Source organism: Streptomyces ardesiacus, assembly GCF_003112575.1.
Lineage (GTDB): Bacteria > Actinomycetota > Actinomycetes > Streptomycetales > Streptomycetaceae > Streptomyces > Streptomyces ardesiacus.
Genome location: NZ_BEWC01000002.1, coordinates 971,249 through 988,604, shown reverse-complemented (window position 1 = coordinate 988,604; position 17,356 = coordinate 971,249). Strand labels below are relative to the sequence as shown.

14 protein-coding genes are annotated in these 17,356 nt (G+C 71.3%); 9 read left to right on the top strand and 5 right to left on the bottom strand.

Going from position 1 to position 17,356, the window contains the following annotated elements:
• Window positions 1-145 precede the first annotated feature (145 nt).
• From Sdi02f_RS11560 to Sdi02f_RS11535, 6 genes are all read left to right on the top strand, one after another.
• Window positions 146-1,825: a sensor histidine kinase gene (locus Sdi02f_RS11560; RefSeq protein WP_053637564.1), complete on the top strand. Its 1,680-nt coding sequence runs from the start codon at window positions 146-148 to the stop codon at window positions 1,823-1,825.
• Window positions 1,822-2,511 (top strand): response regulator, encoded by a 690-nt coding sequence (locus Sdi02f_RS11555; RefSeq protein ID WP_030402677.1) that lies wholly within the window; start codon window positions 1,822-1,824, stop codon window positions 2,509-2,511. Before Sdi02f_RS11560 ends, Sdi02f_RS11555 begins: the two co-directional genes overlap by 4 nt.
• Before the next feature lie 212 nt (window positions 2,512-2,723).
• Window positions 2,724-4,100 carry an ABC transporter substrate-binding protein gene (locus Sdi02f_RS11550; RefSeq protein WP_174843331.1) on the top strand — a complete coding sequence of 459 codons (1,377 nt, stop codon included), beginning with the start codon at window positions 2,724-2,726 and terminating at the stop codon, window positions 4,098-4,100.
• Window positions 4,097-5,038: a carbohydrate ABC transporter permease gene (locus Sdi02f_RS11545; RefSeq protein ID WP_108933198.1), complete on the top strand. Its 942-nt coding sequence runs from the start codon at window positions 4,097-4,099 to the stop codon at window positions 5,036-5,038. Before Sdi02f_RS11550 ends, Sdi02f_RS11545 begins: the two co-directional genes overlap by 4 nt.
• A 1-nt stretch (window position 5,039) precedes the next feature.
• Complete coding sequence (locus Sdi02f_RS11540) at window positions 5,040-5,930, top strand: carbohydrate ABC transporter permease (RefSeq protein WP_030402680.1); 891 nt, start codon at window positions 5,040-5,042, stop codon at window positions 5,928-5,930.
• 137 nt (window positions 5,931-6,067) lie between these two features.
• A complete protein-coding gene (locus Sdi02f_RS11535; protein WP_030402681.1) occupies window positions 6,068-6,781 on the top strand; it encodes a helix-turn-helix domain-containing protein in 714 nt (237 codons plus the stop codon).
• 20 nt (window positions 6,782-6,801) lie between these two features.
• On the opposite strand, the gene Sdi02f_RS11530 is transcribed toward Sdi02f_RS11535, so the two are convergent.
• A complete protein-coding gene (locus tag Sdi02f_RS11530) occupies window positions 6,802-7,827 on the bottom strand; it encodes an ATP-dependent 6-phosphofructokinase (protein ID WP_030402682.1) in 1,026 nt (341 codons plus the stop codon).
• A 176-nt stretch (window positions 7,828-8,003) separates the two neighbouring features.
• On the opposite strand from Sdi02f_RS11530, the gene pta reads away from it, so the two are divergent.
• The 3 genes from pta (at window position 8,004) to pyk (ending at window position 12,822) form a co-directional block, all read left to right on the top strand.
• Window positions 8,004-10,097 (top strand): phosphate acetyltransferase, encoded by a 2,094-nt coding sequence (gene pta / locus Sdi02f_RS11525; RefSeq protein WP_030402683.1) that lies wholly within the window; start codon window positions 8,004-8,006, stop codon window positions 10,095-10,097.
• Entirely contained in the window at window positions 10,094-11,317 is a 1,224-nt protein-coding gene (locus Sdi02f_RS11520; protein WP_031082786.1) for an acetate kinase, read from the top strand. The genes pta and Sdi02f_RS11520 overlap by 4 nt, the downstream gene beginning before the upstream one ends.
• 74 nt (window positions 11,318-11,391) lie before the next feature.
• On the top strand, window positions 11,392-12,822 hold the full coding sequence (gene pyk, locus Sdi02f_RS11515) for a pyruvate kinase (RefSeq protein WP_030402685.1): 1,431 nt from the start codon (window positions 11,392-11,394) through the stop codon (window positions 12,820-12,822).
• A gap of 103 nt (window positions 12,823-12,925) precedes the next feature.
• Here pyk and Sdi02f_RS11510 read toward each other — a convergent pair whose 3' ends face one another.
• The 4 genes from Sdi02f_RS11510 to Sdi02f_RS11495 all read right to left on the bottom strand — a co-directional run bounded on the left by Sdi02f_RS11510 (window position 12,926) and on the right by Sdi02f_RS11495 (window position 17,347).
• Window positions 12,926-14,344 carry a hypothetical protein gene (locus tag Sdi02f_RS11510; protein WP_108933197.1) on the bottom strand — a complete coding sequence of 473 codons (1,419 nt, stop codon included), beginning with the start codon at window positions 14,342-14,344 and terminating at the stop codon, window positions 12,926-12,928.
• Complete coding sequence (locus Sdi02f_RS11505) at window positions 14,334-14,981, bottom strand: DUF6114 domain-containing protein (protein ID WP_030402687.1); 648 nt, start codon at window positions 14,979-14,981, stop codon at window positions 14,334-14,336. The genes Sdi02f_RS11510 and Sdi02f_RS11505 overlap by 11 nt, the downstream gene beginning before the upstream one ends.
• 117 nt (window positions 14,982-15,098) lie before the next feature.
• Window positions 15,099-15,731 carry a DUF6230 family protein gene (locus Sdi02f_RS11500; protein ID WP_030402688.1) on the bottom strand — a complete coding sequence of 211 codons (633 nt, stop codon included), beginning with the start codon at window positions 15,729-15,731 and terminating at the stop codon, window positions 15,099-15,101.
• A 638-nt stretch (window positions 15,732-16,369) separates the two neighbouring features.
• Window positions 16,370-17,347, bottom strand: coding sequence for a tetratricopeptide repeat protein (locus Sdi02f_RS11495; protein ID WP_167458153.1), 978 nt, complete (start codon window positions 17,345-17,347; stop codon window positions 16,370-16,372).
• Between the last annotated feature and the right edge of the window lie 9 nt (window positions 17,348-17,356).

Genomic DNA, 17,356 nt, shown 5'->3' with positions numbered 1-17,356 from the left:
TCCTTGACGACGTCGTCGGCATCACCGGCGTGCGGCTCACGTCCGGGGGTTGGATCGGGGACGGGGTGACTATCTCCCGGCATGTGAGCGCCGTCACCCTTGCGTTCATTTAGTTCACAATCCAGCCACGGGGGAGACTGGCGGCATGCATCTCCGCGTCCCGAGACTCCGGCCCCGCAGTCTGGCCGGGCAGCTCTTCGCCATGCAGGCCGTCCTGATAGCGGTCGTCGTGGTCGGGTACGCGCTGTTCACCTACCTCAGCGACCGGGGCCAGGCCCAGGACGCCGCCGGACGCCAGGCCAGGGCGGTGGCGCTGGCGATCGCGGACTCGCCGTCCGTGGCGGAGGCGATCCGCACGCCGGACCCCACGGCCCGCCTCCAGCCGTACGCGGTGCGGGTCATGCAGGACACGGACGTGGACTTCGTGACGATCATGAATCCGCGGGGCATCCGCTGGACCCACCCCGAGCCGAAGGAAATCGGCCACGCCTTCCGGGGCCACATCGAGCGCGCGCAGCGGGGCGGCACCTTCACCGAGACGTACTCGGGCACGCTCGGCCCCTCGGTACGGGCGGTCACCCCGATCGTGGACGACGGCCGGATCGTCGGCCTGGTCAGTGCCGGGATCAAGGTGGAGGAGATCAGCAAGCGGGCGCAGGAGCAGCTCACGGCCCTGTCGGGGGTGGCGGCCGGGGCGCTGCTGCTCGGCGCGGTCGGTACGTACGTGATCAACGCGCGGTTGCGCCGGCACACGCACGGCATGAACGCGGAGCAGCTCAGCCGCATGCACGACTACCATCAGGCGGCGCTGCACGCGGTGCGGGAGGGGCTGCTGATGCTGGACGGGCAGTACCGCGTCGCGCTGATCAACGACGGCGGACGGGAGCTGCTCGGCGTGCGCGGTGACGTGGTGGGGGCCTCGGTGGCGGAGCTCGGGCTGCCGTCGCGGCTGACGGGGGCGCTGCTGGCGTCGGAGCCGCGGGTGGACGAGGTGCACCTGGCGGCGGACCGGGTGCTGGTGGTGAACACCTCGCCGGTCTCCGGCGGTGAGCGCCGGGGCACGGTGGTGACGCTGCGGGACGTGACGGAGCTGCAGTCGCTGACGGGCGAGCTGGATTCGGAGCGCGGCTTCACGCAGGCGCTGCGCTCGCAGGCGCACGAGGCGGCCAACCGGCTGCACACGGTCGTCTCGCTGATCGAACTGGGGCGGGCGGAGGAGGCCGTGGAGTTCGCGACGGCGGAGCTGGAACTGGCGCAGGCGCTGACCGACCAGGTGGTGGCGGCGGTGAGCGAGCCGGTGCTGGCGGCGCTGCTGCTGGGCAAGACGGCGCAGGCCAACGAACGAGGGGTGGAGCTGGTGGTGTCGCAGGACAGCCGACTGGACGACGGGCTGCTGCCGCCGTCGCTGCCCTCCCGGGACCTGGTGACGATCCTGGGCAACCTGGTCGACAACGCGGTGGACGCGGCGCAGGGCGCGGTGCCGTCGCGGGTCACGGTGGCGGCGTACACGGAGACGGCCGGCACCGGCGGCTCGGAGCTGGTGCTGTGCGTGTCGGACACCGGCGCCGGGGTCGACCCCGCCCATGCCGACCTGGTCTTCCAGCGGGGCTACTCGACCAAGCCGGCCCGCGAGGGCGGACGCGGCCTGGGGCTCGCCCTGGTCCGACAGGCGGTACGGCGCCACGACGGCACCCTGAACGTGACGGAGGCGGACGGCGGCGGCGCCCGCTTCGAGGCCCGGCTGCCGCTGGGCGGCCCCGGGGACGACGGGTCCGCCCCGACGGCGGTGGCGGGCGGCAGACCGGGAGCCGGGGGCACCGTATGAACACCGCCGAGCAGCCCATCCGGGTCCTGGTCGTCGAGGACGACCCGGTCGCCGCCGACGCGCACGTGATGTACGTCGGCCGGGTGCCGGGGTTCGTCGCGGTGGGCAAGGCCCACACCGGCGCGGAGGCCCGGCGGCTGCTGGACCGCACGCCGGTGGACCTGCTCCTGCTCGACCTGCACCTGCCGGACGTGCACGGCCTCCAGTTGGCCCGCTCGCTGCGCGCGGCGGGACACCACACCGACGTGATAGCGGTGACGTCGGCCAGGGACCTGACGGTCGTACGGGAGGGCGTGTCGCTGGGCGTCGTCCAGTACGTGCTGAAGCCCTTCACCTTCGCCACCCTGCGCGACCGCCTGGTGCGCTACGCGGAGTTCCGGGGCGCTGCCGGGGAGGCCAGCGGCCAGGACGAGGTCGACCGCGCCCTCGCCACCCTGCGCGCCCCGACCCCGGCGGCCCTGCCGAAGGGCCTGAGCGGCCCGACCCTGGAACGCGTCACGGGCACCCTGCGCGGCTCGGACGAGGGCCTCACGGCGGCCGGGGTCGCGGAGGCGGTGGGCATCTCCCGCATCACGGCCCGCCGTTACCTGGAGCACCTGGTGAACGCGGGGCGCGCGGTCCGGAGCCCGCAGTACGGGCAGGTGGGGCGGCCCGAGTTGGTCTACCGGTGGGTGCGGGGGCGGTGAGCCGGGCCGCCCTGCGGGCCTGCTCGGCTCCCTGGGCGAGTCCGCCCGCGCGTGGGCTTCGGCGGCCTGCGTAAGGCAACGCCCAAGGACGGCAAGGCCGACCGCCTCCTCCGGGGGTAATCCGGCGCACACGCATTGACCTGACCAGACCGCCCCTCTTACGTTCGCCGGGCAGCCGTCCAGGCCACAGTGTCGTGCGCCCCCAGGAGGTCATGCCCGTGCGCCCCACCGTCCGGTTCACCGCCCTGTTCGTTCTCACCGCGCTCGCCTCCGCCTCGCTCGCCGCCTGCGGAAGCGGTTCCGGCGGCGACGCGGACACGGTGAAGGTCTCCTTCAAGCAGTCGACGGACAACTCCGTCAAGGTGATGGACACCTACCTCGGCGACATCAAGAAGCAGTTCGAGAAGGCCAACCCGGGGAAGAAGGTCGAGCTGGTGCCGATCAAGGCGCCGGACTCGGAGTACTACACCAAGCTCCAGCAGATGCTCCGCTCCCCCAAGACCGCGCCCGACCTGGTCTACGAGGACACGTTCCTCATCAACTCCGACATCACCAGCGGGTACTTGAAGCCGCTCGACGACTACCTCGCCGAGTGGAAGGACTGGGACCGGTTCATCGACACGGCGAAGGCGGCGGCCAGGGGCGAGGACGGGAAGACGTACGGCGTGCCGGACGGGACCGACACCCGTGGGCTCTGGTTCAGCAAGGACGTGTTCGCCAAGGCCGGGCTGCCCGCCGACTGGCAGCCGAAGACCTGGGACGAGGTCCTCGACGCCGCCCGCGCCATCAAGGAGAAGGTCCCCGGCGTCACGCCGATCAACGTCTACACCGGCAAGCCCGCCGGCGAGGCGGCCACCATGCAGGGCTTCGAGATGCTGCTGTACGGCACGGGGGACGGTGGCGCCGATCCGCTGTACGACAAGGGCAGCAAGAAGTGGGTCACGGCGGGGCAGGGGTTCAAGGACGCCCTCGGTTTCGTCGAGACGGTGTACAAGGAGAAGCTCGGGCCGGAGGTCTCCGACGCCCTCGACCCCAACTTCTCCACGAAGATCCGCGGTGAGCTGCTGCCGCAGGGCAGGCTCGGGATCGCACTCGACGGCTCCTGGCTGCCGCAGGACTGGCTGGAGGGCAGCGGGCACGAGTGGCCCGAGTGGTCGAAGGAGCTGGGGCTCGCGGCCATGCCGACGCAGACCGGGCAGGCACCGGGACGCGTGAGCATGTCCGGCGGGTGGACCTGGGCGATCCCGGCCAAGGCGGGCAACCCCGATCTCGCCTTCGAGTTCGTCAAGACGATGCAGACCAAGGCCAACGCCCAGAAGTGGTACATCGCCAACTCCGGCATCGCGGTCCGCGAGGACGTCGCGGAGGACCCCGCCTACGTCGCGGCCCAGCCCGGCATCAAGTTCTTCACCGACCTCGTCGCCGACACCCACTACCGGCCCGCCTACCCGGCGTACCCGCAGGTGTCCGTCGCCGTCCAGGAGGCGATGGAGGGCGTGACGACCGGCGACAAGTCGGTCGAGGAGGCGGCGCGCGGCTACGACGAGGCGCTGAAGGAGGCCACCGACGGCAAGGTGGTGAGCAGGTGACGGCGACCGCGCCGGGGCACGCCGGGCCGGAGGTGCGCAAGGTGCCCGCGGCCGCGGCCTCCGGCGGGCGGACCGGCACCGTGCGCCGGTCGCTCCTGCGTGCCCTGCCCCTCTCCCCCGCCGTCGTCCTCCTGCTGCTCTTCCTCGCCGGCCCGATCGTCTACTGCGTCGTCATCGCCTTCACCGACCTCCGGCTCACCGGGCAGTCCCAGGAGTCCTTCGTCGGCTTCGACAACTTCACCCGCGCCTTCCGCGACGAGGCGTTCCTCAACGCCGTATGGCTGACCCTGGTGTTCACCGTGCTGTCCTCGCTGATCGGGCAGAACACGCTGGGGCTGGCGCTGGCCTCGCTGATGCAGCGGGCGTCGAAGCCGGTCCGCACGCTCACCGGTGGCATCGTTGTCACGGCCTGGGTGCTGCCGGAGGTGGTGGCGGGCTTCCTGCTCTACGCCTTCTTCCGGCGGGAGGGCACCCTCAACGCGATCCTGGACTGGCTCCATCTGCCCTCGCAGGACTGGCTGTTCACGCTGCCGATCCTGGCGGTGTCCTTCGCCAACGTGTGGCGGGGCACGGCGTTCTCGATGCTGGTGTACTCCGCCGCGCTGAACGAGATCCCCAAGGAGATCACCGAGGCCGCCGAGGTGGACGGCGCGAGCGGCTGGCGCCGGATGTGGCACATCACGCTGCCGATGATCCGGCGCTCCATCGGTACCAACCTCATGCTCAACACGCTGCAGACGCTGTCGGTCTTCGGGCTGATCTGGGTGATGACGCGCGGCGGGCCGAGCGGCAGGAGCCAGACGCTGCCGCTGTTCATGTACGAGCAGGCCTTCCAGAACAGCCTGATCGGGTACGGCACGGCGGTCGCGCTGCTGCTGTTGCTCATCGGCTCGCTGTTCTCGGTCGTGTACCTGCGGCTGCTGCGGACGGAGGTCTGAGATGACGGACACGGTCGTGCCTCGCCCGGCTTCTCGAAGGCCCGGAACCTCGCGCCGTACGGCCCCCGCCTCCCGGCGCAACCGGCGCCGTACGGCCGCCGACGCCGGGCTGCTGGTGGTGGCCGCGGCCTTCGTGCTGCCGTTGGCCTGGGTGGTGCTGTCCGCCCTCGACCCGCACGCGAGCCTCAGGGTCAAGGTCCCCGACGGGGTGACGCTGGAGAACTTCGACGCCGTCCTCACCCCGGAGATCACCTTCACCCCGCTGCTCAACAGCCTGGTCCTGTGCGGCGGGGCGACGCTGCTGACGGTGGTGTGCGCGGCGCTCGCGGCGTACCCGCTCTCCCGCTTCCGGTCGCGGCTGAACCGGCCGTTCCTGCTCACCGTCCTCTTCGCGACCAGCCTGCCGATCACGGCGATCATGGTGCCGGTCTACGCGCTGTTCGTGCGGGTGAACCTGATCGACACCGTGCAGGGGACGATCTTCTTCTTCGCCGCCTCGCAACTGCCCTTCGCGATCTGGCTGATGAAGAACTTCATGGACGGGGTGCCGAAGGAACTGGAGGAGGCGGCGTGGACGGACGGGGCGTCGTCCTTCCAGTCGCTGCTGCGGATCGTGCTGCCGCTGATGGGACCGGGCGTGGCGGTGGTGACCGTCTTCTCGTTCGTGATGATGTGGGGGAACTTCTTCGTCCCCTTCATGCTGCTGCTCTCCCCGGACCAGATGCCCGCCTCGGTCAGCATCAACGACTTCTTCGGCAACCGGGGCATGGTGGCGTACGGGCAGCTCGCGGCGTTCTCGATCGTGTACTCCACGCCGGTCGTGCTGCTGTACGTGCTGATCTCCCGGCGGCTGGGCGGCGGGTTCGCGCTGGGCGGGGCGGTCAAGGGGTGAGGCCACGCGGCCGGCTCCGGCGTCGAGGAGGGCGCCCGGCGGAGGGGGCGTACGGGGGCCCGCGCGCCCCCGTACGTTCCTACAACCCGTACCGCTGGCCGAACAGCCCGTAGTCAACGTCGCCCCGGACCCCTACGGTGTGGCGCGTGCGCCGACCCTCACCCGGCCCGAGCCAGTCGGGCCCTCCGTTCAACGCCCTCGCCGCCCGCCGGCTGCGTGCCGCCCTCCGCATGGGCCCCGAGCACGTCGCCCACGGCATGCGGGTCTCGTACGGCCTGCCGTACGTCACCCCCGACCTCGTCGTCGCCTGGGAGCGGGGGACGGCTGCCCCCGAGGGCCCGGAGCTGACCGCGCTCGCGGGGGTGCTGTGGTGCTCGCCGGGCGAGCTGATCGGGCGTCCGCAGTCCCTGCGCGAGCACCGCGTCGCCCGCGGTCTGGCGCCGGAGGACGTGGCCCGCGCGGTCGGACTCGGGCTCTCCGCCTACCGGCGGATGGAGGAGGCGGACGACTGGCGCGGCACCGACCGGCAGTCGGCCCAGCTCGCCGACGTGCTCGGCCTCACGCTGCCCGACTTCGTGACCGTCACCGGGCGCGAGGAGAAGCTGGCCGAACTTCTGACGAGCGCGGTGACCACCCGCTGGCAGGGATGTGTGCGCCCGATAGCCAAGCTGGCGCCGCTGGACCGGCGCGTGCTGGAGAACGTCCTCCAGGTGCTGCACCAGGACTACCAGGGGCGGATGACCGCCACCCTGAGCTGGGGCGGCGGCGCCCCCGACTCCAGTGCCGGGGGCCGGGACTTCCTCGACCGGATCGTGGAGCACTTCTGGACGGCGGTCGAGAAGCACCCGTGAGGCGCCACCCGGGCCGGGGGCTAGAAGACCGACTCCGCCTCGTCCATCCGGTCCTTCGGCACCGTCTTCAGCTCGGTGACGGCCTCGGCGAGCGGCACCATCACGACGTCCGTGCCGCGCAGCGCGGTCATCCGGCCGAAGTCGCCCCGGTGCGCGGCCTCCACCGCGTGCCAGCCGAAGCGGGTGGCCAGGACCCGGTCGTACGCGGTCGGGGTGCCGCCGCGCTGGACGTGGCCGAGGATGACCGGCTTGGCCTCCTTGCCGAGCCTGCGCTCCAGTTCGAAGGCGAGCGCGGTGCCGATGCCCTGGAAGCGCTCGTGGCCGAACTTGTCGATGGCGCCCTTGCCGTAGTCCATGGTGCCCTCGGCGGGGTGGGCGCCCTCGGCGACGCAGACCACGGCGAACTTCTTGCCGCGGGAGAAGCGCTCCTCGACCATCTTGACCAGGTCGGCGGGGTCGAAGGGGCGCTCGGGCAGGCAGATGCCGTGGGCGCCGGCGGCCATGCCGGACTCCAGGGCGATCCAGCCGGCGTGCCGGCCCATGACCTCGACGACCATCACGCGCTGGTGGGACTCGGCGGTGGTCTTGAGGCGGTCCATCGCCTCGGTGGCGACGCCGACGGCCGTGTCGAAGCCGAAGGTGCGGTCGGTGGAGGAGATGTCGTTGTCGATGGTCTTCGGCACGCCGACGACGGGCAGACCGGCGTCCGACAGCATCCGGGCCGCCGTGAGCGTGCCCTCGCCGCCTATCGGGATCAGGGCGTCGATCCCGAAGTTCTGGATCATGTCGCCGGCGTTCTCGCACGCCTCGCGGAGCCGGTCGCGCTCCAGGCGGGAGGAGCCGAGGATGGTGCCGCCGCGGGCGAGGATGCCGCTGACGGCGTTGAGGTCGAGGGTGCGGTAACGGCCGTCCAGCAGGCCCGCGTAGCCGTCCTCGAAGCCGATGACCTCGTCGCCGTAGTTGTCGACCGCTCGGTGCACGACCGACCGGATCACTGCGTTCAGGCCGGGGCAGTCGCCGCCTGCGGTGAGAACTCCGATACGCATCGTGCTGTGTCTCCTGCTCGCTGTTGACACCGGTGAGCCGGTCCAATTGTTCCACGGCCCGGAGGACGGTGGGGCCGGATGATGCTGACGGGCGTCTTAACCCTCGCCGGAGGTACTGTCAAGAGGGTTCCGCACCCCGACGAGGAACGCTCACCCCGACGAAACGGAGAGCACGCGTGACGCGCAGCGTGTACGTGACCGGCACCGACCGCGGCGACGGCCGCCAGGTCGTCGAGCTGGGGGTGATGGAGCTGCTCACCCGGCAGGTCGACCGGGTCGGTGTGTTCCGTCCCCTGGTGCACGACGGGCCCGACCGGCTCTTCGAGCTGCTGCGCGCCCGCTACCGGCTCTCGCAGGACCCGGCGACGGTCTACGGCATGGACTACCGGGACGCCTCCCTCCTCCAGGCGGAACAGGGCGTGGACGAGCTGGTGTCCGCGCTGGTCGACCGCTTCCACCTGGTGGCGCGGGACTACGACGTGGTCCTCGTCCTGGGCACCGACTACGCGGACACCCAGTTCCCGGACGAGCTGTCGCTGAACGCGCGGCTCGCCAACGAGTTCGGCGCCTCGGTCCTCCCCGTCGTCGGCGGCCGCAGGCAGAGCGCGGACTCGGTGCTGGCCGAGACCCACAACGCCTTCCGCGCCTACGACGGCCTGGGCTGCGACGTGCTGGCCATGGTGACCAACCGGGTCGCGCGCGAGGACCGGGACGAGATCGCCGAGCGGCTCGCGCACCGGCTGCCGGTGCCGTGCTGGGTGGTGCCGGACGAGCCCGCCCTGTCCGCGCCGACCGTCTCCCAGATCGCGCACGCCCTGGGCGCCCGGGTGGTGCTCGGGGACGACTCCGGGCTCGCCCGCGACGCGCTGGACTTCGTCTTCGGCGGGGCCATGCTGCCCAACCTGCTGGCCGCGCTGACCCCGGGCTGCCTGGTCGTCACGCCTGGCGACCGCGCCGACCTGGTGGTCGGCACGCTGGCCGCGCACAGCGCCGGAACCCCGCCGATAGCCGGGGTGCTGCTGACCCTGAACGAGGTGCCCGGCGAGGGCATCCTCACCCTCGCCGGCCGGCTGGCCCCGGGCACACCGGTGCTCTCGGTGACCGGCAACAGCTTCCCCACCGCCGAGCAGCTCTTCTCCCTGGAGGGCAAGCTGGGCGCGGCCACCCCGCGCAAGGCGGAGACCGCCCTCGGCGTCTTCGAGCGGTACGTCGACACCGCGGAGCTGAGCAAGCGGGTCTCGGCGCCCAGCAGCGACCGCGTCACGCCGATGATGTTCGAGCACCAGCTCCTCGAACAGGCCCGGTCCGACCTGCGCCGGGTCGTGCTGCCGGAGGGCACCGAGGAGCGCGTGCTGCAGGCGGCGGAGGTGCTGATGCGCCGGGGCGTGTGCGAGCTGACGCTGCTCGGCCCGGCGGAGCAGATCCGCAAGAAGGCCGCCGACCTCGGCATCGACCTCGCCGGGGCCGAGCTGATCGATCCGGCCGCCAGCGAGCTGCGCGACTCCTTCGCCGAGAAGTACGCCGCCCTGCGCGCCCACAAGGGCGTGACCGTGGAGCTGGCGTACGACGTGGTCTCGGACGTGAACTACTTCGGCACGCTGATGGTGCAGGAAGGATTCGCCGACGGCATGGTGTCGGGGTCGGTGCACTCGACCGCGGCGACCATCCGCCCCGCCTTCGAGATCATCAAGACGAAGCCGGACGCGGAGATCGTCTCGTCCGTCTTCTTCATGTGCCTGGCCGACAAGGTCCTGGTCTACGGCGACTGCGCGGTCAACCCGGACCCGGACGCCGGGCAGCTCGCCGACATCGCCGCCCAGTCCGCGGCGACGGCGGCGCGGTTCGGGGTGGAGCCCCGGATCGCGATGCTGTCGTACTCGACGGGCACCTCCGGTTCCGGCGCCGACGTCGACAAGGTGCGCGAGGCCACCGAGCTGGTCCGCTCGCGCCGCCCGGACCTCAGCATCGAGGGGCCGATCCAGTACGACGCGGCGGTCGAGCCGTCGGTGGCCGCGACCAAGCTCCCCGGCTCGGCGGTCGCCGGGCAGGCCAGCGTGCTGATCTTCCCCGACCTGAACACCGGCAACAACACGTACAAGGCGGTGCAGCGCTCGGCCGGTGCCATCGCGGTCGGCCCGGTCCTCCAGGGCCTGCGCAAGCCGGTCAACGACCTGTCGCGGGGCGCGCTCGTGCAGGACATCGTCAACACCGTCGCCATCACGGCGATCCAGGCCCAGCAGTCCCCCAGCGAGAAGGCGTCCGACCTGTGAGCGGCTCCCGTGTCCTCGTCCTCAACTCCGGCTCCTCGTCGGTGAAGTACCAGCTCATCGACATGCGCGGCGGCAGCCGGCTGGCGGTGGGCCTGGTCGAGCGGATCGGCGAGGGCGGCGGCTCCCGCGTCAAGCACACCCCGGCGGACGGGGAGAGCCGCGAGTGGACCGGGCCGGTGCCCGACCACGACGCCGCGCTGAAGGCCATGGCGGCCGAACTGGACCGGGACGGCCTGGGCCTGGACTCCCCGGAGCTGGCCGCGATCGGGCACCGGGTGGTCCACGGCGGCCTGCGCTTCACCGAGCCGACGGTGATCGACGACGCCGTGCTCGCCGAGATCGAGCGGCTGATCCCGGTCGCCCCGCTGCACAACCCGGCCAACCTCACCGGCATCCGCACCGCGCAGTCACTGCGCCCGGACCTGCCGCAGGTCGCCGTGTTCGACACCGCCTTCCACACGACGATGCCGGAGTCCGCGGCCCGCTACGCGATCGACGTCGAGACCGCCGACGCGCACCGCATCAGGCGCTACGGCTTCCACGGCACCTCGCACGCCTACGTCTCGCGCGAGACCGCGAGGCTGCTGGGCCGGGCGCCCGAGGACGTGAACGTGATCGTGCTGCACCTGGGCAACGGGGCGTCCGCCTCGGCGGTGCGGGGCGGGCGGTGCGTGGACACCTCCATGGGGCTGACGCCTTTGGAGGGGCTGGTGATGGGTACGCGTTCGGGAGACATGGACCCGGCCGTCATCTTCCATTTGATGCGCGTCGGTGGAATGTCCGCCGACGAGATCGACACTCTTCTCAACAAGAGGAGCGGTCTGACCGGGCTGTGCGGCGACAACGACATGCGGGAGATCCGCCGCCGTGTCGACGCCGGCGACGAACGGGCCGCGCTGGCCTTCGACATCTACATTCACCGGCTCAAGAAGTACATCGGCGCCTATTACGCCGTTCTCGGACGCGTGGACGCCGTGGCGTTCACGGCCGGGGTCGGGGAGAACTCGGCGCCGGTGCGCGAGGCGGCCCTGGCGGGCCTGGAGGGGCTCGGCCTGGCGGTCGACTCCGGGCTGAACGCCGTACGCGGGGACGCGGCCCGGCTGATCTCGCCCGCGGACGCGCGGGTGGCGGTGGCGGTGGTCCCGACGGACGAGGAAATGGAGATCGCGACCCAGAGCTATGCGCTGGTGAATGAAGAAGGCAATCCCCTTCTCACCTGAGCGGCATCCCGCCCTTTTGTATTTTCCGCCAGACGGAATATTCCGCGCCGAAACAAACCGATAGGATGGCACCCATGCGCCGTTCGAAAATCGTCTGTACTCTCGGCCCCGCGGTCGACTCCCACGAGCAGCTCGTCACGCTGATCGAAGCCGGCATGAACGTGGCCCGCTTCAATTTCAGCCACGGCACCCACGCCGAGCACCAGGGCCGCTACGACCGGGTGCGGGCCGCCGCCAAGGAGACCGGCCGGGCCGTCGGTGTCCTCGCCGACCTGCAGGGCCCGAAGATCCGCCTGGAGACCTTCGCCGAGGGTCCCGTCGAGCTGGTGCGCGGTGACGAGTTCACCATCACCACCGAGGACGTCCCGGGCGACAGGACGATCTGCGGCACGACGTACAAGGGCCTGCCCGGTGACGTCACCAAGGGCGACCAGGTCCTCATCAACGACGGCAACGTCGAGCTGAAGGTCACCGAGGTCGAGGGCTCCCGGGTGAAGACGATCGTCATCGAGGGCGGCGTCATCTCCGACCACAAGGGCATCAACCTGCCCGGCGCCGCGGTGAACGTCCCCGCGCTGTCCGACAAGGACGTCGAGGACCTGCGGTTCGCGCTGCGCATGGGCTGCGACCTGGTCGCCCTCTCCTTCGTCCGGGACGCCAAGGACGTCGCCGACGTGCACCGCGTCATGGACGAGGAGGGCCGCCGCGTCCCGGTGATCGCCAAGGTGGAGAAGCCCCAGGCGGTCGACAACATGGAGGACGTCGTGATGGCGTTCGACGGTGTGATGGTCGCCCGCGGCGACCTGGCCGTCGAGTACCCGCTCGAGAAGGTCCCCATGGTGCAGAAGCGCCTGATCGAGCTGTGCCGGCGCAACGCCAAGCCGGTGATCGTGGCGACCCAGATGATGGAGTCGATGATCACCAACTCCCGTCCGACCCGCGCCGAGGCCTCCGACGTGGCCAACGCGATCCTGGACGGCGCCGACGCGGTCATGCTCTCCGCCGAGTCCAGCGTGGGCGCCTACCCGATCGAGACCGTCAAGACGATGTCGAAGATCGTCACCGCCGCCGAGCAGGAGCTGCTCTCCAAGGGCCTCCAGCCGCTGGTGCCGGGCAAGAAGCCGCGCACGCAGGGCGGTTCGGTGGCCCGTGCCGCCGCCGAGATCGCCGACTTCCTGGGCGGCAAGGGCCTGGTGGCCTTCACCCAGTCCGGCGACACGGCCCGCCGGCTCTCCCGCTACCGCGCCTGCCAGCCGATCCTGGCCTTCACCACCGACGAGTCCACCCGCAACCAGCTCACGCTGAGCTGGGGCGTGGAGCCGCACGTGGTGCCGTTCGTGAACAGCACCGACGAGATGGTCGACCTGGTGGACCAGGAGACGATGCGCCTGGGCCGGTTCGACGACGGCGACGTCGTCGTGATCACCGCCGGTTCGCCCCCCGGCGTGCCCGGAACCACCAACATGGTCCGCGTGCACCACCTGGGCGAGACGCGCCGCGGCTGACGGCACCACCGGCCCCCAGGGGCCCGTACGGCGCTGAGGGCGCCCCCTGCGACAGGGGGCGCCCTCGGGCGTCGTCGCGGGCTCCCGGCGGAGCGCGGGCGCGTCAGCCGGTCACGTACTGGTGCAGTCCCGGGATGTGCAGCGTGCCGCCGAACTGGCCGGCCTGGACGACCGTCACCTTGGTGAAGTAGATGAGCGGGATGTCCAGCGGCGGCGGGTGCTCGGGGTCGAAGGTGATCGGGATCAGCCCGAGCAGGTTGCCCGAGATGCTCTCGGTGTACATCACCGTCTCGCCGTCGCGGATCGTGGACGTGGAGCCCTCGGCCGCCTGCACGTGGTAGGTCTTGCCGATCTGCTTGTCCTTCACCGTCTGGTGCAGGTCGCCGATGTCGGTGCCGTGGGAGATGACGTACTTCAGCACCTTCTTGGTGGTGCCGTTGGCCGTCTTCACCTCGACGACGCCCTTGTAGGAGGCGCCCTTCAGCAGCAGCGAGCTGGCGTTGAGGTACCACGGGTCGTCGGGCAGCGGCACCGTGTTGTCGACGCCGCCCTCCTCGTCGGTGGCGACCGGACAGTCGTCCACGTCCGTCCCGGGGCTCGCGGAGGCGTCGGGGGTGGGCGTGGCGGTGGCGTCCTCCTCGGCCTTCGCCGCGTCCTCCTTCGCCTTCCCGGCCGCGTCCTCGGCCGCCTCGGCCGCCTCGGCCACCGACTTCCCGGTGTCCTCGGCCGCCTTCGACGCCGTGCCGGTCACGCCCTCGACGGCGTCCTTCGCCGTGTCGGTGGCCTTCTCGGTGGTGTCCTTCAACGCGCCGGACACGCCGGACGCGCTCTCGGACGCCGAGGGGGCCGGCGTGGGGCTCGCGCTCTCGTCGGCCTTCTTGCCGCCGGTGAAGATGCCCTCCAGGGCGTCGCCGATGCCCTCCAGCAGACCGCCCTTCGTCTCCGACCCGGAGGGGGACGGTGCCGCGGTGGAACCGGACGCCGCCTGGCTCTGCGACGCGGACGGGCTCGGCGCGGGTGCGGACTGCTCGTCCTTGGCGCCCTTGTCGTCGGAACCTGAATCCGGCGAAGAGGGGCCGTCGTCGTCCGTGCCCGCGTCCTTGTCCGCGTCCTTGTCCGCGTTCTTGTCGTCCTGGCCGGCGTCCTCGGCGGAGGCCGAGGGGCCGGGCTCCTTCGCGTCGTCCTTGCCGTCCTCGGTCCCCTCGGTCGCCGAGGGCGAGGGCGTCGGCGACGCCGACGGGTCCTTCTCGGCGTCCTCGAGGGCCGCCACGCAGTCCTTGTACTCGTCGGCCGTCAGGCTGTTGGAGGGCGGCGACGCGTCGTTGCCGTCGGCGAGGGCGAGCGTCGGCGTGAACCCCATCCCCATGAGCACGGCCGTCGGCATCGCCGCGATGGCTATCGCCTTGCCGGCCGGCATGTGGAACCTGGTGAACAACGGCTTCTTGGGTGCCGCGTGGCGCGGCCCGGTTCTCACGCGGGACGACTCCCCGTCGGTCCCGCGGGTCACCTCGTCAGCCGGCACTGTGCCTCCCGTTCGCCCCGTTGGCCGGGCTCGTTCCTGACAGATCGTGCGCCCCCGGTGCCGTGAGGACCTGGGAGGGCTCCCCGTCGTCCACTCCGCCGCGCGGTCCCGGCACCGCGGGGCCGCCCGCCTGGGTCCCGGGCTTGCCGAGGCCGGGGAACGCGGTGTCGCCGGCCGCGGGGACCACGCCCTCGGGCGCGCCGTCCGTGCCCTTGCCCTCCAGCGGCGGCTCGGCCTGCGGCGGCTCGCCCGGCACCCACGACACGGCCATGGCCCCGCCGACGAGTGCGAACAGGAAGCCGATGAGGAAGCCGCCGAGGTTGGACACGGGGATGGACACCAGCGCCAGCAGGATCGCCGCGACGCCCGCGAAGACCCGCACGTGCTTCTGGAACCACAGGCTGATGCCCAGGACGACCAGCAGCACGCCGATGATCAGGGACCCGGCGCCCGCGGTGGTGGACATCGCCAGCGTCAGGTGACCGATCTGGAGGTTCGCGTACGGGAAGTAGGCGATGGGGAGTCCGCCGAGGGCGACGAACAGGCCGGCCCAGAACGGCCGCGCGCCACGCCAGGCGCGGAACTGCTGCCTCCGGCGGGTGAACTGGCCGGCGGCGGCAGGAGTCTCGGCGCTCATGGAAAACAGCTCCCTGGTACGGCTTTGCTGTGGTGGAGATGCGGTCCGCGTGTGAAGGCGCGGCCGGAGAGGGGACGGGCGGGGGCGCCACCGGCTCCCCCGCCCGTCAACGAGTGCTTAGTAGCACTCCTTGACACCCTTGGACAGCGACATCTTCAGACCGCTGAGCTTGAAGGTTCCGGCGGTGGTCGCCCACGCCGTCTGCTTCACGTTGGTCAGCGTGGCCGAGTCGGCCTGCTGCGAGAACCCGTAGGGGTTGGTGGTGTCGCCCTTCTTGATGCCGGGACCCTTGTTGGCGTCCTTGGCGGCCACACCGATGTCGATGCCGCGGAACGTGGCATCGGCCTGGAGGTCCTCGATGTCGATGTAGAGGTTCTCCGCCTTGACCGGGGTGTCGCCACCGCCGGCCTTCAGCATGAGGCTGACCGAGCCGATCAGCGGGATGTCCGGCGTGACCACGGACTGGCACATGTTCTTGATCTGCGCCGAGTCGAACGCCGAGACCGCGACGGGGTGAGCCGTCTTCTCGCCCTTCAGCGTGTAACCCGAGTCGACCGCGCCGTACTGCATAAAGCCCGTGCCGTCGAGCCGGTCCGCCGTCACCTTGAACGACTGCCCCGACACGCTGAACGACGCGGCCAGAGCGCCCTGCGCGAGCGCGACGCCTATCGCAGCCGTGGCGGCGACGCTGGGCACCATCACCACAGCGAACCGCTTCCATCTGGTCCCGCCACGCACCTGGGACTCCATATTTCCTCCTTCTCGGACGTACATCTCCTGGCCTCGGCCGGCCCCCGGTTCGGCGGCTCGGTCTGGCAGGGATGGGAGAAGTGCTACGTCCTCGGGAAGGAGAGCGCCCGCACTCGGCGGCACGTACAACGCGCCCGAATAACCGGCGATCACCCCCGAGCGACAACCACTGGTCGCGCCTGACACGCATCACGCACAACCCTGCTGGACAGGCTTCGCCGGATGAGCGAAGACCCCCCTGCCCAAAGAGCCGGCATCACTGCCGCCGGCCCTGCTCGGTGGGGACCCAGGAACCCCCGCCACCCGACCGGCTGTCGGGGTACGGGAATGGACCGAGCGTCGCCGATCGTGGTGCATTCTCGCCGTCGACACAAGGGGGTTCGTTACTGGCTAGTAGCGGACGCGTTGCGGCGGGACGACGCATCGGGCCCGAACGGCGACGCTGGGTGTGTCTTGAGGGCTGAACAAAACCATTGATCGCCGGACAGAGCCAGACAGATCGACGCGGCCGACTTACTGGCAGTAACAGCGGCCGCGATTACCAAGTTTTGGTAAAGCGCGGCCGCAGTGACGCCTCTTCGACAGCTCCTTCACACCCGCCACACGCGGACGGCGTTTAGAACGCCGCCCGGGGCGGGCTAGAACAGGGCGCGGGCGAGCGCCCGGCGTGCCGCGGTGACCCGCGGGTCCTCGGCACCGACCACCTCGAACAGCTCGAGGAGCCGCAGCCGTACGGCGTCGCGGTCGTCGCCCGCCGTCACGCGCACCGTGTCGATGAGGCGTCCGAAGGCGTCCTCGACGTGACCGCCCACCAGGTCCAGGTCGGCGGCGGCGATCTGCGTCTGGGCGTCGCCCGGCTTGTCGGCCGCGTCCCGACGGACCTTCTGCGGGTCGGCGTTCTGCACCCGCTGGAGCAACTCGGCCTGCGCCAGGCCCACTTTGGCCTCCGTGTTGCCCGGCTCCTCGGCCAGCACGTTCTTGTACGCCTGGACGGCACCGTCCAGGTCGCCCGCGTCCAGGGCCTGCACGGCGGCCTCGAGCGCCGCGTCGTGCGGCCCCGCCGGACGCTCGGGGGCGGCGGTGTGCGCGGCGCCCGGCTCGGCCTCGGGGTCGACGACGAGACCGGTCAGGCCGAAGCGCTCCTCGGCCACCTGCACCAACTGGTCCAGGGTCTGACGGATCTGGGTCTCGCCCGCGGCCCCCTGGAAGAGCGGCAGCGCCTGTCCGGCGACGACCGCGAAGACGGCCGGGATGCCCTGGACGCCGAACTGCTGCATCAGCATCTGGTTGGCGTCGACGTCGATCTTGGCGAGGAGGAAGCGTCCGCCGTACTCGACGGCGAGCCGCTCCAGGACGGGGCTCAACTGCTTGCAGGGCTCGCACCACTCGGCCCAGAAGTCGATGACGACCGGGACCTCGGTGGACCGCTGCAGGACCGCGCTCTCGAAGCCGGCCTCGTCGACGTCGATGACGAGGTCGGCCGGGGAGACGGCACCCGTCCCGCCCTGGCGGGCCGCCTCGGCGCGCGCCTGCTCCGCCTTCGCCTTGGCCTCCTGGGCCTGCTTCACCGCGGCGAGGTCGACGACCCCGCTCATGGACATGTTCCGTGGCTGCATGGGTCTATC

What these genes read in the sequence shown, in the direction of transcription:
- Sdi02f_RS11550 (WP_174843331.1), top strand. Translation starts at nt 2,724, where the DNA reads ATGCCCGTGCGCCCCACCGTCCGGTTCACCGCCCTGTTCGTTCTCACC.
- Sdi02f_RS11500 (WP_030402688.1), bottom strand. Translation starts at nt 15,731, where the DNA reads ATGGAGTCCCAGGTGCGTGGCGGGACCAGATGGAAGCGGTTCGCTGTG.
- Sdi02f_RS11495 (WP_167458153.1), bottom strand. Translation starts at nt 17,347, where the DNA reads ATGCAGCCACGGAACATGTCCATGAGCGGGGTCGTCGACCTCGCCGCG.
- Sdi02f_RS11505 (WP_030402687.1), bottom strand. Translation starts at nt 14,981, where the DNA reads ATGAGCGCCGAGACTCCTGCCGCCGCCGGCCAGTTCACCCGCCGGAGG.
- Sdi02f_RS11540 (WP_030402680.1), top strand. Translation starts at nt 5,040, where the DNA reads ATGACGGACACGGTCGTGCCTCGCCCGGCTTCTCGAAGGCCCGGAACC.
- Sdi02f_RS11530 (WP_030402682.1), bottom strand. Translation starts at nt 7,827, where the DNA reads ATGCGTATCGGAGTTCTCACCGCAGGCGGCGACTGCCCCGGCCTGAAC.
- Sdi02f_RS11560 (WP_053637564.1), top strand. Translation starts at nt 146, where the DNA reads ATGCATCTCCGCGTCCCGAGACTCCGGCCCCGCAGTCTGGCCGGGCAG.
- Sdi02f_RS11555 (WP_030402677.1), top strand. Translation starts at nt 1,822, where the DNA reads ATGAACACCGCCGAGCAGCCCATCCGGGTCCTGGTCGTCGAGGACGAC.
- pyk (WP_030402685.1), top strand. Translation starts at nt 11,392, where the DNA reads ATGCGCCGTTCGAAAATCGTCTGTACTCTCGGCCCCGCGGTCGACTCC.